The organism is Streptomyces sp. NPDC042201 (genome assembly GCF_055582185.1).
Genome location: NZ_JBVJDS010000010.1, coordinates 248472 through 264457, shown reverse-complemented (window position 1 = coordinate 264457; position 15986 = coordinate 248472). Strand labels below are relative to the sequence as shown.

Annotated in this window: 12 protein-coding genes; 9 read left to right on the top strand and 3 right to left on the bottom strand. The window is 72.0% G+C overall.

From position 1 onward, the window contains the following. The gene (locus ACZ6MZ_RS24800) at positions 1-2487 is read right to left on the bottom strand and encodes a glycoside hydrolase family 3 C-terminal domain-containing protein (protein ID WP_469354352.1); all 2487 of its coding nucleotides are present in this window, start codon (positions 2485-2487) and stop codon (positions 1-3) included. Between the two features lie 258 nt (positions 2488-2745). Here ACZ6MZ_RS24800 and ACZ6MZ_RS24795 point away from each other — a divergent pair, with 258 nt between their 5' ends. Further along, a complete protein-coding gene (locus ACZ6MZ_RS24795) occupies positions 2746-4038 on the top strand; it encodes a transglycosylase family protein (protein ID WP_469354351.1) in 1293 nt (430 codons plus the stop codon). On the opposite strand, the gene ACZ6MZ_RS24790 is transcribed toward ACZ6MZ_RS24795, so the two are convergent. After that, positions 3919-4956 (bottom strand): DMT family transporter, encoded by a 1038-nt coding sequence (locus tag ACZ6MZ_RS24790; protein WP_469354350.1) that lies wholly within the window; start codon positions 4954-4956, stop codon positions 3919-3921. The two genes, ACZ6MZ_RS24795 and ACZ6MZ_RS24790, sit on opposite strands and share 120 nt — an antisense overlap. Positions 4957-5308: 352 nt before the next feature. Between ACZ6MZ_RS24790 and glgA the strand changes: the two genes are divergently transcribed. The 6 genes from glgA (at position 5309) to ACZ6MZ_RS24760 (ending at position 11564) form a co-directional block, all read left to right on the top strand. Then, complete coding sequence (glgA, locus tag ACZ6MZ_RS24785; RefSeq protein ID WP_469354348.1) at positions 5309-6496, top strand: glycogen synthase; 1188 nt, start codon at positions 5309-5311, stop codon at positions 6494-6496. An 11-nt stretch (positions 6497-6507) separates the two neighbouring features. Further along, on the top strand, positions 6508-7725 hold the full coding sequence (gene glgC, locus ACZ6MZ_RS24780) for a glucose-1-phosphate adenylyltransferase (RefSeq protein WP_389791001.1): 1218 nt from the start codon (positions 6508-6510) through the stop codon (positions 7723-7725). Positions 7726-7849: 124 nt separating this feature from the next. Beyond that, complete coding sequence (locus ACZ6MZ_RS24775) at positions 7850-8770, top strand: NADP-dependent oxidoreductase (protein ID WP_469354347.1); 921 nt, start codon at positions 7850-7852, stop codon at positions 8768-8770. 92 nt (positions 8771-8862) lie between these two features. After that, positions 8863-9555 (top strand): GNAT family N-acetyltransferase, encoded by a 693-nt coding sequence (locus tag ACZ6MZ_RS24770; RefSeq protein WP_469354410.1) that lies wholly within the window; start codon positions 8863-8865, stop codon positions 9553-9555. A 126-nt stretch (positions 9556-9681) separates the two neighbouring features. Beyond that, the gene (locus ACZ6MZ_RS24765; protein WP_469354346.1) at positions 9682-11172 is read left to right on the top strand and encodes an SDR family NAD(P)-dependent oxidoreductase; all 1491 of its coding nucleotides are present in this window, start codon (positions 9682-9684) and stop codon (positions 11170-11172) included. Positions 11173-11390: 218 nt separating this feature from the next. After that, on the top strand, positions 11391-11564 hold the full coding sequence (locus ACZ6MZ_RS24760; protein WP_384190791.1) for a hypothetical protein: 174 nt from the start codon (positions 11391-11393) through the stop codon (positions 11562-11564). A gap of 69 nt (positions 11565-11633) precedes the next feature. Here ACZ6MZ_RS24760 and ACZ6MZ_RS24755 read toward each other — a convergent pair whose 3' ends face one another. Then, positions 11634-12173 carry a DUF1990 family protein gene (locus ACZ6MZ_RS24755; RefSeq protein WP_469354344.1) on the bottom strand — a complete coding sequence of 180 codons (540 nt, stop codon included), beginning with the start codon at positions 12171-12173 and terminating at the stop codon, positions 11634-11636. 352 nt (positions 12174-12525) lie between these two features. Here ACZ6MZ_RS24755 and ACZ6MZ_RS24750 point away from each other — a divergent pair, with 352 nt between their 5' ends. Then, the gene (locus tag ACZ6MZ_RS24750; protein WP_469354342.1) at positions 12526-13731 is read left to right on the top strand and encodes a DUF6777 domain-containing protein; all 1206 of its coding nucleotides are present in this window, start codon (positions 12526-12528) and stop codon (positions 13729-13731) included. Between the two features lie 63 nt (positions 13732-13794). Continuing rightward, positions 13795-15873, top strand: coding sequence for a SpoIIE family protein phosphatase (locus tag ACZ6MZ_RS24745; RefSeq protein WP_389791006.1), 2079 nt, complete (start codon positions 13795-13797; stop codon positions 15871-15873). Positions 15874-15986 lie beyond the last annotated feature (113 nt).

Here is a 15986-nt window from a genome sequence, read left to right as displayed (position 1 = left end):
TTATAGCATCAGCGGAGAGCGCTCTCCGTGGTCGCCCCTGGTGAGCGCGGTGCCACTGTCAGACAGCCTCACCGTGGCGCCGACCGGCAGATCTACGGCCGAACGGCCGCCGAGCAGGACGAGATCGCCCGGCTCTGTCTCCCAGCGGTGCCGCTCGGCCGACCAGTGCGCCGGCGCCCGCCCGTCCACCTGTACCACCGCGACGGCCTCCTCGCCGGGATCCGCGCTGACCGCCGCGTACCCGACCAGCCGGCGCACGGGGCGCTCGGCCGCCGCTCCCGGCCCGGCCAGATAGAGCTGGACGACCTCGCGGCCCCGGCGCCCGCCCGTGTTGCGCAGCCGTATCCGTACCTCGAAGGGCTCGCCCGCGGTCACGGTGTCCGGGGCGTCCATCGCCTCGTACGACCAGCTGGTGTAGCCCAGGCCGTGGCCGAACCAGTAGGCGGGGGCGGCCGCCGACCGCAGCCAGGCGCGGTACCCGATGTGCGGGCCCTCGTCGTAGGGGAGCCGGCCGTGCTCCGGCCGGGTGCGCAGGACGGGGACATCCTCCTGGGCCGCCGCCCAGGTGGTCGGCAGCCGGCCGCCGGGCTCGGCGCGTCCGAACAGTACGTCGGCCAGTCCGTGCCCGGCTTCCTGCCCGGGGAACCAGGCGAGCAGCAGCGCGGGCACCTGGGTGTGCCAGGGCAGTGTGACCGGGCCGCCCGCGTTCACGATCACCACCGTGCGCGGATTGGCCAGGACCACGGCCCGTACCAGCTCGTCCTGTCCGCCGGGCAGCGCGAGCGTGTCACGGTCGCGGCCCTCCGACTCGCTCTCCTCCGTGGTCCCCACGACCACCACGGCGGCGTCCGCGTCCCGGGCCGCCGCGACGGCTGCGGCCAGTGCCGTCGCCGCGTCGCCCTCGGGCGGGGCGGCGGCCAGGAGGGTGGCGATGCCGGTCCCGGGGTCGAGACCGCGCCGGGCGACCACCTCCACCTCCTGTCCCGCGGTCAGTTCGGCGCGTACGGACCGGTAGGGCGGGGCGACATGGACCCGGGTCGGATCGTCGGAGTCCAGCGGGAACGTGCCGGTGAGCAGCGTCCGGCCGTCGACGGACAGCGACATCGGTCCCCAGCCGCCGACCGAGAGAGTCCAGCCGCCGGTCCGCTCCGGCCTGATCAGGGCGCGGATCTCCACGGTCCGCGCCCCCACCACCCTGGCGGGCTCCACGATGCGGCCGGACAACCGGTGCTCCGCGTGGAGTTCGGCGCCGGCGGAGTCCAGCAGCCGTACCAGCACGCCCGGTTCACCGCTGCGTGGATCGCGGGTCCACGTACGGTCCAGCGGCCGGGGCAGAGCACTCGGCGGCAGCCCCGGTGAGTAGGTCACCTCGGCGCTTCCGTCCAGGGCTTCGGTGATGCCGTCCAGCGGGGTGACCACCGAAGCGGGGAACACCTCCGCGCTGCCGCCGCCCTGGATCCGTACCGCCGTGGCATGCGCGCCGATGACCGCGACCGAGCGCAGCCGCGCGGGATCGAGCGGCAGGAGAGCTCCGTCATTGCGCAGCAGGACCGTCCCGGCCGCGACCGCCCGGCGCAGCAGCCCGCGCCGCGCGGACGGAGAGGCCGCGGGCCGCCCCACCGGACGGGGATCACCCAGGGCGCCCACCCGGGCGGCCAGCCGCAGCAGCCGGCGTACCTTGTCGTCGATCCGTTCCACCGGGACCAGGCCCTCTTCCACGGCGGCGAGCAGCCCGCCGGCCCAGGGGCCCTCGGGTCCTGGCATCGCCAGATCCTGCCCGGAGCGCGCGGTGTCGAGCAGCGAACGGACCGCCCCCCAGTCGGAGACGACCAGGCCGTCGAAGCCCCACTCGCTTTTCAGCGGCCGGTCGAGCAGCGGTCCCGCGGCCATCGTGACGCCATTGACCTGGTTGTACGCGGACATCACCGCCCAGGCGCCCGCCTCGACGGCCGCCTCGAAGGGCGCGAGATACACCTCGCGCAGGGTCCGCTCGTCGACACGCACATCGACCGTCAGCCGGTCGGTTTCCGCGTCGTTGGCGACGAAGTGCTTCGGGGTGGCCGCCACACCGCCCGCCTGGACGCCCCGGACCAGGGCGGCGCCGGTACGCCCGGTCAGCAGCGGGTCCTCCGAGAAGCACTCGAAGTGCCGTCCGCCCAGCGGCGACCGGTGCAGATTGAGGGTGGGGGCGAGCAGGACGTCGACGCCTTTGCGCCGGGCCTCGGCGGCGAGCAGCCCGCCCATCTCGGTGGCCAGTTCCTCGTCCCAGGCGGCGGCGAGCGCGGTCGGGGACGGCAGGACGAGCGAGGTGTCCCGTTCGTCCCAGGCCTCGCCGCGCACCCCGGCCGGTCCGTCGGACAGGGTGAGGGCGCGCAGCCCGATGGCTGGTTCCGCGTGCGTGCGCCAGTTGCTCGCGCCGGTCAACAGGCGCACCTTCTGCCGGAGATCCAGCTTCTCGAGCAGATGGTCGATCTCTTCCCCGGTCATGCCTGCCCCCTTCGCCCACTCGATTCGCCCACTCGATGGGAGAGCGCTCTCCCGCTCGCTCGGCACAGCCTCTCCGTACGGTGGCGACCCTGTCAATGGCAGCCAATATCGGGCTCCGGGCCGCACACCGGGCCGAGGGATGGCACGCTGAGTGTCGAGAAGCGGTCGGGGAGTAGCTGAGACCTTGTCAGGGTCCGTGCCGAGCCCCTACGTTGGCCGCTTGCGACGTGTCCTACCTGTCAGTGGGGGAGCCAAGTCATGGCCGCATCCGGTCGGCACCGCAGATACCAGCCGAGCCGTATCAACCGCGCTTCGCTGACCGTCACGGCGAGCGGCGCGGGAATGGCGCTGCCGCTCATCGCCGCGGGGACGGCGCACGGAGCGTCGGTCGATGTCTGGGAGAAGGTCGCGGCCTGCGAATCGACCAGCAACTGGCAGATCAATACCGGTAACGGCTATTACGGCGGGGTGCAGTTCACCCAGTCCACCTGGGAGGCGTACGGCGGCCGGCACTACGCCCCGCGCGCCGATCTGGCCAGCAAGGACCAGCAGATAGCCGTCGCGGAGAAGGTGCTCAAGGGGCAGGGCCCCGGAGCCTGGCCCAGCTGCTCGGTCCGTGCCGGACTGACCCGCGGCGGCGACGCGCCCGACATCGCGCCGGAGAAGGCCCGCGAGGGCGGTAACGCGCCCCGGGCCTTAGGCGGGGCGGAGGCGAAGGCCCAGCCGAGCCGCCCGAAGAGCGAGCCGAAGAAGAGCGCCTCGCCCACCACCGTGCCGACCCAGCGCGAGGCCTACACCGTGGCCCGCGGCGACTCGCTCTCCGAGATCGCCGTCGACGAATCGGTCAAGGGCGGCTGGCAGCGGCTCTACGAGGAGAACCGCCGGCTCATCGGCAGCGATCCCGATCTGATCTTCCCGGGCCAGAAGCTCGTCCTCCAGGTCCAGGGCGGCGCGGTCGCGCCGCCCAAGGAGACGGCGAAGCCCGTCCCGGCCGAGAAGCCGAAGCAGCCGGCGCAGACCGAGAAGCCGAAGCAGACCGCGAAGCCGAAGCAGACCGAAAAGCCCGAGCCGCCCAAGCAGACGGCCAAGCCGAAGCCGGCCGAGAAGCAGCAGGCCAAGGCGCCCGCCCGCGCCGAGAAGCCCAAGACGAGCGGCTTCACCGCTCCCGTCTCCGCCTCCACCGGCACCCCGTACCGCAAGGCGGGATCCTGGGCCAGCGGCTATCACACCGGTGTCGACTTCCCGGTCCCCACCGGTACCTCGGTCAAAGCCGTCGCCGCCGGCCAGGTGGTCTCGGCCGGCTGGGAGGGGTCGTACGGCTACCAGGTCGTCATCCGGCACGCGGACGGCAAGTACAGCCAGTACGCGCATCTCTCCGCGCTCAATGTGCGGGCGGGCCAGCAGGTCGGCAGCGGCCAGCGGATCGCCCGGTCAGGATCCACCGGTAACAGCACCGGACCGCATCTCCACTTCGAGGTGCGTACGGGGCCGGGCTACGGGTCCGACATCGACCCCCTCGCCTACCTGCGCGCGGGCGGCGCCCGCATCTGAGGGCATGCCGAAGGGCGGCCCCGCGTCCTCGGGTGATCGGTCCGCGTGGGACGCCCCCTCCGGCGATGACTCCGCCTCGCCGCTGTGCCCCGAGGCGCCGAGGCGCTCCGTGGTGAGCAGGATCAGTCCGCCCGCCGCGAGGACACCGGAGCCCAGCGCCAGCACCATGCCCGGCACGCCGTACCGGAACTGCTCACCGAACAGGGTGAGACCCACGGCCGCGGCCACCACCGGGTTGACGACCGTGACCGCGGCCAGCGGGGCGGCCAGCCCGGCGCCCCGGTAGGACGCCTGGGAGAGCAGCAGCCCGCCGGCCGCGAGGACCGCGATGACCAGCAGGCTCGGCACCTGTACGGTCGGCCGGTCCGAGGTCCAGTCCACAGCGACGGTCTTGGTGAAGACCGAGGCGATGCCGAACGCGACACCGGCCGCGCCGGCCAGGAGCATGCTCCGTACGGCAGGGCGCCCCACCAGCTGCGCGGCCAGGAAGAGCAGCCCGACCCCGCCGAAGGTCGCCGCGGCCAGGATCAGCCGCTCCCCGCCGTCCAGCGAGTGCGAGTCGGTGCCCGCGGTGAGGGCGAGCAGCCCGGCCAGGCCGACGGCGGCCATGAGCGCGCCCCGCCAGGCGGTGCGCCCGGCCTTGCGGCCGACGAAGAGCGCCGCCATGGGCAGCGCGAAGACGATGGTGAGTGCACCGAGCGGCTGGACCAGGCTGAGCGGTCCGTACGCCAGCGCCGCGACATGAAGGGTCGCGCCCAGACCGTTCAGGGCCACGGCCGCCCACCACACCCCGTGGTGCAGGGGAGCATAGGGACGTGCGGGGGTGGTCGCCGCGACGCGCTCCTGCAGGATGGCCCCGGACGCGTAGGCGACCGCGGAGACCAGAGACAGCAGCACGGACAGCGCGAGTGCACTCATGTCTTCCACGATCTCTCGTCCGCGCGCTTTCGTCGTCGTCCTGAAGAGGTCAATCCGGCGTACTGCTCTCGTAGTACGGGAAGGGGCCGGAAGTCCTCCCATGGATGGTCGCCCAGGTCAGGGGTAGGAGATGAGCGTGGGCCACCGGCGATCCCGAGACCCGGGAACCGGCCGGAGTCAAGCCGCAACGCCGATGAGGCGTCACGAGGAGTGACGGAAGAGGGGGAGACGTGGATCAGCCGGGCTTCGCGGGGGCCGCGTCCTCGACCCGCTGCCGCAGCGGTCTTCCGCATGGACGGATTCCGGGTGACCATGACAGGGCTGCGATCACTGACGAGGACGGGGGCCGGGCGTGAAGGTGGGGCTGCTGACCCGCGAGTATCCGCCGGATGTCTACGGCGGTGCGGGCGTCCATGTGGAGTTCCTGGCGCGCGAGCTGCGGTCGCTGACCGACCTGGAGGTGCACTGCTGGGGCGGCAGCGGCAGCGGCAGCGCGGCCGGGGCCGGCGATCCGGGAGTCTTCCGTCACCTGGCCGCCGCCGGTCTCGACGGAGCCAATGACGCCCTGCGCACCTTCTCGGTCGACCTCGCGATGGCGGCCGCGCTCGACGGGCGCGAGCTGGTCCACTCCCACACCTGGTACGCCAATCTCGCGGGCCATGTCGCCAAGCTGCTCTACGGCATCCCGCATGTGATGACCGCGCACTCCCTGGAACCCCTGCGCCCCTGGAAGGCCGAGCAGCTCGGCGGCGGATACGCCCTCTCCAGCTGGGCCGAGCGCACGGCCGCCGAGAGCGCGGACGCCGTCATCGCCGTCTCGCGGGGGATGCGCGCCGATATCCTCGCCTGCTATCCCTCCCTCGACCCCGACCGGGTGCGTGTCGTGTACAACGGTATCGACACCCGGCTCTACCGGCCGGATCCCGGCACCGGCGTACTGGAGCGGATCGGCCTCGACCCCGACCGGCCCTTCGTGCTCTTCGTCGGCCGTATCACCCGCCAGAAGGGTGTCCCGCATCTGCTGCGCGCCGCCCGCGCCCTCGAACCCGACGCCCAGCTGGTGCTGTGCGCGGGCGCGCCGGACACCCCGGAGATCGGCCAGGAGTTCCGTGAGCTGGTCGAGGAGCTGGGGCGGACGCGGGACGGGGTGCACTGGATCCCGGAGATGCTGCCGCGCCCCGATGTGGTCCAGCTCCTCACGCACGCGGCGGTGTTCGTCTGCCCGTCGGTGTACGAGCCGCTGGGCATCGTCAATCTGGAGGCGATGGCCTGCGGGACGGCCGTCGTCGCCTCGGCGGTCGGGGGCATCCCCGAGGTCGTCGACGACGGGACGACGGGACTGCTCGTGCCGTACGACGAACGTGCCCCGGAAGCCTTTGAGTCGGGGCTCACCGAAGCGCTCAACCGGGTGCTCGACGACCCGGAGTCGGCCGCCCGGATGGGGGCGGCGGGCCGGCAGCGTGCGGTACGGGAGTTCGGCTGGGACCAGGTGGCCCGCCGTACGTACCAGCTGTACCAGGAGCTTCTGACGTCCGAATAGAGGGAGCGGCGATGCGCGGTGGACCTTCGGTGCTCGGGATCGTACTGGCCGGTGGGGAAGGCAAGCGCCTCCTGCCGCTCACTGCGGACCGGGCCAAACCGGCTGTGACGTTCGGCGGTTCCTACCGCCTCGTCGACTTCGTCCTGTCGAATCTGGTGAACGGCGACATCCTGCGCATCTGCGTGCTGACGCAGTACAAGTCGCACTCGCTGGACCGCCATGTCAGCACCACCTGGCGGATGTCCAGCCTCCTCGGGAACTACGTCACGCCCGTCCCGGCCCAGCAGCGGCTGGGGCCGCGCTGGTATCTGGGCAGCGCGGACGCGATCCTCCAGTCCCTCAACCTGGTCCATGACGAACAGCCGGACTACATCGCGGTGTTCGGCGCCGACCATGTGTACCGGATGGATCCGCGCCAGATGCTCACGCAGCACATCGACAACGGCGCGGGGGTCACCGTCGCCGGCATCAGAGTGCCGCGCGCCGAAGCGTCCTCGTTCGGGATCATCACCCCCGCCGCGGACGGCGTCCAGGTCGAAGGATTCCTGGAGAAGCCGGCCGATCCGCCGGGACTGCCCGGCGACCCCGGGCATGTCTTCGCCTCGATGGGCAACTACCTGTTCACCACGAAGGTCCTGGTCGACGCGTTGCACCAGGACGCCGAGGACGCGAACTCGGTGCACGACATGGGCGGTTCCATCCTGCCGATGCTCACCGAGCGCGGGATGGCTCAGGTCTACGACTTCCAGGACAACCATGTGCCGGGCGAGACGCCCCGCGAGCACGGCTACTGGCGCGATGTGGGCACGCTCGACTCGTACTACGACGCCCATATGGATCTGATCTCGCACCATCCGGTGTTCAACCTCGACAACCGCCGCTGGCCCATCTACACCCACTCCGGGCAGCTGCCGCCCGCGCGCTTCGTGGCGGGCGGGATCGCGAGCGAGTCGATCGTCGGCCCCGGTTGTGTGATCCGCGGCCAGGTCACCCGCTCCGTCCTCTCCCCGGGCGTGGTGATCGAGGAGGGCGCGGTGGTGCAGGGTTCCGTGCTGCACGACAACGTACGGGTGGGGCGTGGGGCGGTGGTGCGCGGCGCGATCCTCGACAAGAACGTGGACGTGCCGCCGGGCGCGACGATAGGCGTCAACCCCGGCCGGGACCAGGAGCTGTACACCGTCTCCAAGAACGGGATCATCGCGCTCGGCAAGGGCCAGGTGGTGGCCTGAGCGCGGGCCCCCGGGAATTTCGGACCGTCGGCCACTCTTTTACACTCGTGGCCGGCGAGGCGCCGCGCATTAACCGCGCACCCGGCTCGCGGCCCGACAGAGTCGCCGAAAGAACGAGAGTCCCATGGCCAAGGCGTATGTCTTCACCGAGCACGGCGGTCCGGAAGCGGAGACCTTCATCGACCTGCCGCCGCCCAGCCCCGGCCCCGGCCAGTTGCTGGTGGCCGTCCGCGCCGCGGGCGTCAACCCCGTCGACTGGAAGCTGCGCAACGGCTACAGCCGGCCGGGTTCCGCGCCCACGGAGCTGCCCGCCGTGCTCGGCAGCGAGGCCGCGGGCGTGGTCGAGGAGATCGGCGCGGGTGTCGAGGGCTTCGCCGTCGGTGACGCGGTGTTCGGCTCCACCCTCACCGGCGGATACGCGGAGTACACCCTGCTGCCGGTGGAGGTCACCGCGCACAAGCCGGACGCCGTGTCGTTCACGGACGCGGCCGCACTGCCGGTCGCGGCGGCGACCGCGTACGACGCCGTGAACCAGGTGGCCCTGCCGCCCGGTGCCACCCTCCTGATCATCGGAGTCGGCGGAGGCGTGGGAGTGGCCGCGGCGCAGATCGCCCGCGCCCTCGGCATCCGGGTCGTCGGCACGGCGAGCGCGGGCAAGAAGGAGTTCGTCGAGTCCCTGGGCGTGGTCCACGTACCGCCGGGTCCGGATCTCGCGGAGCGGATACGGGCCGCGGCGCCCGACGGCGTCGACGCGGTCCTCGACCTGGTGGGCGGCGCCGATCTCGAAGCCGCGGCCACCCTGCTCGCGGACCGTACGAAACTGATCAGCGCGGCGGACAAGGGGACCGTGCCACGGCTGGGCGGCGCGGCGGTCGTACGGCTCAGGACGGCCGCGGTCCTCGACGAGGTCGCGAAGCTCGTCGTGAGCGGCGCGCTGCGGCCGTATGTGACGCGTACGTTCCCGCTGGAGCGTGCGGACGAGGCGCTGCGCGCGGTGGAGCAAGGACATGCCCGGGGAAAGATCGTGATCGAGGTCGGTGCGTGAGCACCCAGCAATGCGCCGCGCCGTGCCGGGGTCCGCACGGACAGGACGGGCAGGACGGGCAGCGGCGGGACGCTGATCCGCGGGACGCGCGGCTGGACAACCCCGCGCGTTCCGCGCTGACCGGCCCGCACGCCCACTTCGCCGAGCGGCACGGCCGGCTGCTGCGCTATCCGCCCGAGATCTCGCCCTGGCTCGTCCTGCCCGACGAGCCGGACGAAGCCGACTGGGCCGATGTCGCCGCGCTCGCCGGGCCCGGCGGATCCTTCGCGCTCGCCGGATACCACGTGCCGCCGCCCGCCGGCTGGGAGATCACCTTCCGCGCCGACGGCGTCCAGCTGGTGGCCGACGGGCTGGTGCCGGCGCCGGACGAGGAGGCCGTACGCCTCGGCCCCGCCGATGTGCCGGAGATCCTCGACCTGGTCGAACGCACCAAGCCGGGCCCGTTCATGTCACGCACCATCGAACTCGGTACGTATCTGGGCATCCGCCGCGACGGCGCGCTGGTGGCCATGGCCGGGGAGCGGATGAGGCCGCCGGGCTGGACCGAGATCAGCGCCGTCTGCACCGCCCCCGAATTCCGCGGCCAGGGCCTGGCGGCACGGCTCATCCTGGCCGTCGCCGATGGCATCCACGAGCGCGGCGACACGGCTTTCCTGCACGCCGCGGCGGACAACACGAACGCCATCAGGCTCTACGAGTCGCTGGGGTTCCGGCTGCGCCGTCCGATCGCGTTCCTCGGGGCGCGTCTCCCCGCTGTGGAGCGCCGACGTGCGGGGACCGGATAAGATATTGGCATTTTGTTGACTCCCGGCGCGTCGGTATGCTCCTGACCTGCGGGGATGACCGCAATAGCCAACAAAGGCCCCCATCCCGGACTCCGGCGTACGAGTGATCGAGGAACGGCAACAGCGATGACGGTGACAGAGGACAGCCCGGCGTACGGCGAGAGCCCCGCGTACGACGGCGGCCCGGCGTACGGTCCCGGCGTCGATCCCGAGCGCATGGCCGTCTGCCTGAGCGTGCTCGACGAACTCGACAAGCTGGACGTCGACCACCCCGACGCCATCGCGGTCCGGCGGGCCACCGCGGGGATCTACCGGACCGTGAAGCAGCGCCGCCGCCAGGAGCGCAGGGCCGCCAAGACCGCCCACGACAAGGCCGTCACGGAGGCCACCGCCACCGGCTCGGCCGAGCGCATCGACGACGAGACGCAGGGCCTGCTGCCCTCCTCCTCGGTCAGCGGCGAGATCGCGGGCATACTCCAGCGCCCCCGCTCCTGCTACATCTGCAAGGCCCGCTACACCGAGGTCGACGCCTTCTACCACCAGCTCTGCCAGGAGTGCGCCGCCGAGAACCGGGCCCGCCGTGACGCCCGTACGGACCTCACGGGCCGGCGCGCGCTGCTCACCGGCGGCCGCGCCAAGATCGGTATGTACATCGCGCTGCGGCTGCTGCGCGACGGCGCGCACACCACCATCACCACCCGCTTCCCCGGTGACGCCGTCCGCCGCTTCAAGGCGATGCCGGACAGCGACGACTGGATCCACCGGCTCAAGATCGTCGGGATCGATCTGCGGGATCCGGCGCAGGTCGTCGCGCTCGCCGACTCCGTCGCCGCCGAGGGCCCGCTGGACATCCTGATCAACAACGCCGCGCAGACGGTACGCCGTTCCCCGCAGGCGTACAGCGAACTCCTTGCCGCCGAGTCCGCGCCGCTGCCCGCCGGTGAGCTCCCCTCCTCGCAGGTCATCGGAGCCTTCGGCAGTGGTGCCCAGGCCGTTCTGCCCGCCGTCGGCGCCGAGGCCCTCAGCGCCTCGGACGTCACCGGCCTCGCGCTGATCGGCGGCTCGGCCACGCTCGCCAGGATCGAGGCGGGCACGGCGATCGACGCCGGCGGTCTCGTGCCCGATCTGCACGACTCCAACAGCTGGGTCCAGACGGTCTCCGAGGTCGACCCGGTCGAGCTGCTCGAAGTGCAACTGTGCAACTCCACCGCGCCGTTCATCCTGATCAGCCGACTGCGCCCGGCGATGGCCGCCGCCGCGGCCCAGCGCGCCTACGTGGTGAACGTCTCCGCGATGGAGGGCGTCTTCAGCCGTGGCTACAAGGGCGCGGGACATCCGCACACGAACATGGCCAAGGCCGCGCTGAACATGCTCACCCGCACCAGCGCCCAGGAGATGTTCGAGTCCGACGGCATCCTGATGACCGCCGTCGACACCGGCTGGATCACCGACGAGCGCCCGCATCCGGACAAGATGCGCCTCGCCGACGAGGGCTTCCACGCCCCGCTCGACCTGATCGACGGCGCGGCCCGGGTGTACGACCCGATCGTGCGCGGCGAGGGCGGCGAGGACCTCTACGGCTGCTTCCTCAAGGACTACGCGCCCGCCAACTGGTAGCGGCCGACTGGCCTGAAAGATCACCCGAACGCGAGCCTATAGAGCGGGTAGATGCTCATCTGGTTACTGTGGTGCGCACGGACGGCCAACCAGGGGACACACCATCCCCACGGCCGTGCGGGGACAGGCACTACCACGGCCGCGGTCCCGTCCGAGTAACGACGCCACCGCGACGGAACTGCCCTGTCCCAGAGTTGCGCGACACAGAGGAGTGCGCGGTGACACCAGATCTCACGAAGCATGACAAGCGGCCGCATGAACCGGTCGAGCGGGCCCGCAGGCCCGAGAAGAAGCTCGGGAACCTCGAAGTGTGGGCCAGGTCCGCCCCGATCCGGCTGGCCGGCTACGAGGACGATCTCCTGGAGCCGCACATCCTGCCCGGTGTCGACTGACAGAGCGCCCGGCGTCCCGTACCCCGCGTGTGCCGGGGTACGGGACACCCCCGGTCCGCCCCTCGGGTCTCAGGCCGCGGCCGTGATCCGGCGCAGGGTGTGTCCCAGCCACCGTGCGTACCAGCCCTGGAACACCGGCACCAGCGGGCCCGCGAGCCTGGAGTACCAACGGGCCGGCCGGCTGAAGGCCATGACGGTGAACCACACCGAGCCGTCCTCGCGCAGCTCGACGACGAAGGACTCCTCGCCGCGCTCCGGGTGCCCGGCCAGCGTCCCGTACGCGAAGCCGGTGCGCTCTCTCTCGTACGCCGTCCACACCACCTCGCACGGCGCGCTCACCCGCAGCGGGCCCACGCCGAGGGCGACCTCGACAGCGGTGCCCGGCTCCGCCCGGGGCGATCCGGCCCGTACGCGCGTGCCCGCGCGGCGGTGCAGACGGAAGGTGGTCACCGCGGCGCCCGCCGCGTCGAAGACCGGGCGGCCCCGGCCGATCCTGGTCCGGTGGTGGAGATGGTGATAGCCCTCGGGGAGCGGGCCGAGCCGCGTTGCGCCGACCTCCGGGTAGGTGAAGCCGCTGACGGGGGTGCTGCGCGCGGGGCGGGGCTTCATACGGCGTTCTCTCCTTGAGTCGTCGCCGGGCGGTCGGCCGAACCGGACCTGTGCGCCCGCCACCGGCGGCGTAGTGCGCGCAGACCGGCAGTGGCGGCGGTGCCCGGCGGTTTCCACGGGTGCGGGCCCGCGGGCCCGACGATCCGCCTGCCGAGGGTCACGATCGGGCTGACCAGCATGGACATCCGCACCACCGCCCGTACTTGAACGTGTTCAAGCCGCTGGATCAGCGTAGGGCGTCGAGTGAACGCGTTCAAGTCCCCGGCTCTTCCGCCCCGCTCCCGCTTGCGGGGCCCGGTCGGATCCGGCAGACATAGAAGGACATATCTGGAGGAAGAGGCAGGAGATTCTGGTGCGTTCACCCATCCGTCGTCGGTATATCGCGCTCGCCGCGCTCTCCGCAGGCGCTCTGATCACGGCCGGCTGCGGCGGGGACGGCGAGGACGTGCCGAGCGCCAAGGATCTCTTCCTCCAGCCGGTCGCGGCCCAGGGCGCCGATCCGTTCACCCCGTCGACCGCCGCCGCGCCCCCCAAGGCCGTGCCCTCGGCCCGGCCTTCGACGCCGGACGGCCGGACGGGCCAGGCCGGCCAGCGCGCTCCGGTGCGGACGGCGCGTGTCCTTCCGGGCTCCACGCCCGGACTCTACGGCGGCATCAGGTCCGCCCCCAGCTGTGACGTGGAGCGGCAGGTCCGTCTCCTGACCGAGGGCAGGACCAAGGCGCGCGCCTTCGCCCAGGGGGCAGGTATCAGCGAAACGTCCGTCCCCGACTTCCTGCGCGGGCTCACTCCGGTGGTCCTGCGGGCCGACATCCGGGTGACGAGCCACGCCTTCCGCAGCGGATCCGCCGCCTCCCTACAGTCCGTGCTCCAGACGGGCACCGCCGTGATGGTGGACCACTACGGGGTGCCGAGGGTGCGCTGCGCGGGCGGCAACCCGCTGCGTCCGCCGGTGGTCGCGCAGGGCTCCGTGACGCACCGGGGGCAGCCGTGGCCGGACTACCGGCCCGACCGGGTCGTCGTCGTCAACCGCGCCCCGGAGGTCGTCAACAGCCTGATCATCGCCGACGCGGCCGGTAAGACCTGGATCGAGCGGAGCGTCGGAACCGACGGCGGCGAGGACAGGAGTCCCGAGACTCCGCCGTCGTACGACCCCGGCGCCGACATCACCGATCCGGGCATCGTGAAGCCGGCGGTCCAGGCCCTTTCTGACGGCTCCTCCACCGGATCCGGCCCCTCTTCCCCGAGCGGGACGAAGACGGCGCCGGGGCCGGGCCCGGACGTGGACGCGGGTTCGGGGGCCGGTCAGGAACCGGCTCCCGACGTGCCGGCGGACTGCCCGTCGAGCACCTCGGATTCCGGGGACGGCCGGAGTGGAAGTCTCTCCGTCCCGCCCGACTGCCCCCTTCCGGCGGACTCACTGTTCGGGCCCGACGACGTGTCCGGCGAGGCGCCCGGCGACGTGTCCGGCGAGGCATCCGGAAGCGAGCCACTTCCCGCGGTGCCCGACGGCGGTGAGCCCGGCGACGTACTGCTCGGCCCCGACGCGTTTCAGGGCTGACGGCATGTCTCAGGGCTGACGGGACAGCTCGAAGAATCCGGCAAATAATGACAAAGTATCCTCATGGCTGAACGGGCAGCAGCGGGGCCCCTGTCGCTTCCCGACGACTGGCCGGCCCATTCGGACCTCACCCTCTCCCTCAACCGGATGGGCACCTTCGACTGGGACCTCGACAGCGGGCTGCTGCATCTGGACAGCCCCGCCCTCGACGTGTTCGACCTCCGCCCCGACGAGTACGACGGCCGGCCGGAGACGCTCACAAGCCGGCTCCCGCAGGGCGAGGGCCGCCGGCTGGACGATGTGGTGTCGGCGGCGCTCAGGGACGGCAGCGCCAACTACGGCGCGTACCTCCGGATCCGGCGGCGGAACGGCACCCTGTGCTGGATCCATACCCAGGGCACTATCCGCCGCGACGCCGACGGCAGGCCCCACCGCGTCATCGGCATCGTCCGCGACGCCACCCAGGAGCTCGCCGACTCCGTCGCGCGTCTCGAACTGGACGCGGTACGCCGGGTGCGGACGAGCCTCGTCGAGGGCACCACCGCCGCGCTCGCCCATGCCAGGACCGTCCAGGACGTCATCGACGTGCTGAAGGAGTCCCACGGTCTCGCGGACCTCGGTGCGACCAGCCTGGTCATGGGCCTGCTGGACTCCGGGCGCATCCATCTGGTCGCCGAGGGGCCCGAGGGCTCCTTCGTGCCGGGGACGCGCATCACGCGCGTCGACGAGGGATACCCGATGAGCGAGGTGCTGCGGACGCTCACCCCCCGCTTCATCGAGTCCGCCGGGGAGTTCGCGTTCTCCTACCCGCTGCTGTGGCCGCACATCAGCGGGCTCGGCATCACGGCCGCCGCCTATCTCCCGCTGATCGCGCAGTCACGTCCCATCGGAGCGCTCGGGCTGCTCTACCGCGACAAGTACGGATTCACCGCGGAGGACCGCAATCTGCTGGTCGCCCTCGGCAGCAGCATCGCCCAGAGCCTCCAGCGCGCCGTGCTCTTCGAGCAGGAGCACGATCTGGCGGAAGGGCTCCAGCAGGCGATGCTGCCGCGCCGGATCCCCGCCGTGCCCGGCGCCGAGATCGCGGTCCGCTACCGCTCCGCCCGGCTCGGCCGGGACATCGGCGGCGACTGGTACGACATCATCCCGCTGCCCGGCGGCCGGGTCGGGGCGGTCATCGGAGACGTACAGGGCCATGACACCCACGCCGCCGCCGTGATGGGACAGCTGCGCATCGTGCTGCGGGCGTACGCGGCCGAGGGGCACGCGCCGGCCACGGTGATGGCGCGGGCCTCGGTCTTCCTCCATCAGCTGGACACCGACCGCTTCGCGACCTGCACCTACGCGGAGGCCGATCTGTCGACGGGGGTGGTCCAGCTGGTCCGCGCCGGTCATGTCGATCCGCTGATCAGGGACGTCGACGGCGACTGCCGCAGGCTGCCGGTGCCCGGCGGGATGCCGCTCGGTCTCTCCGCGGCCTTCAGACGGCTCGACTACCCGGTGGAGACCGCCGAGCTGGAGCCGGGCGAGACCCTGCTGCTCTGCACGGACGGGCTGGTGGAGCAGCCGGGCACCGATCTGGACGAAGGGATGCGGCTGCTGGCCGCGCTGGTACGGGACGGTCCGCGCGATCTCCAGCTGCTGGCCGACCGGCTCTGTGAGGTGGTGGACGAGCGGGGCGGCGAGGACGACGTCGCCGTACTGCTGCTGCGCCGCGGCGGCGCGCGCGCCCCGCAGGACGGCGGCCGGCTCCAGCAGCGGGTCGGCCAGGGCGACCCCGGGGCGCTGAGCACCGCGCGGCACATGATCCGGGCGGCGGTAGCCGCCTGGGGGGCCAGGGAACGTTCGGACGAGATCGAGCTGGCCGCCGACGAACTGATCACCAATGCGCTGATGCACACCGGAAACGGAGCGATCGTGACCGTACGTGCGCTGTCCGGGTCGCTGGAGCGGCGGCTGCGGGTCGAGGTCGAGGACCGGTCCAGTGCCCTGCCGCACCGTCGCGACCCCGGGGAATCGGGGGTTTCGGGGCGTGGACTGCTGCTCGTGGACGAGCTGGCGGACGAGTGGGGGGTGGAGTCGCGCGGCAGCGGCAAGTGCGTGTGGTGCGAGTTCATCGTCCCCGCCCGGCCGTCACATTGAACCGCATCCGTCGTTAACTGTACGTAGCGTGATCGTACTTGAACGTAATCGACCGCAGGCGATTGGCTGTATCCGGCTGTATCTGTTGTAGTACCTCGCCCTCTAGGATCTGG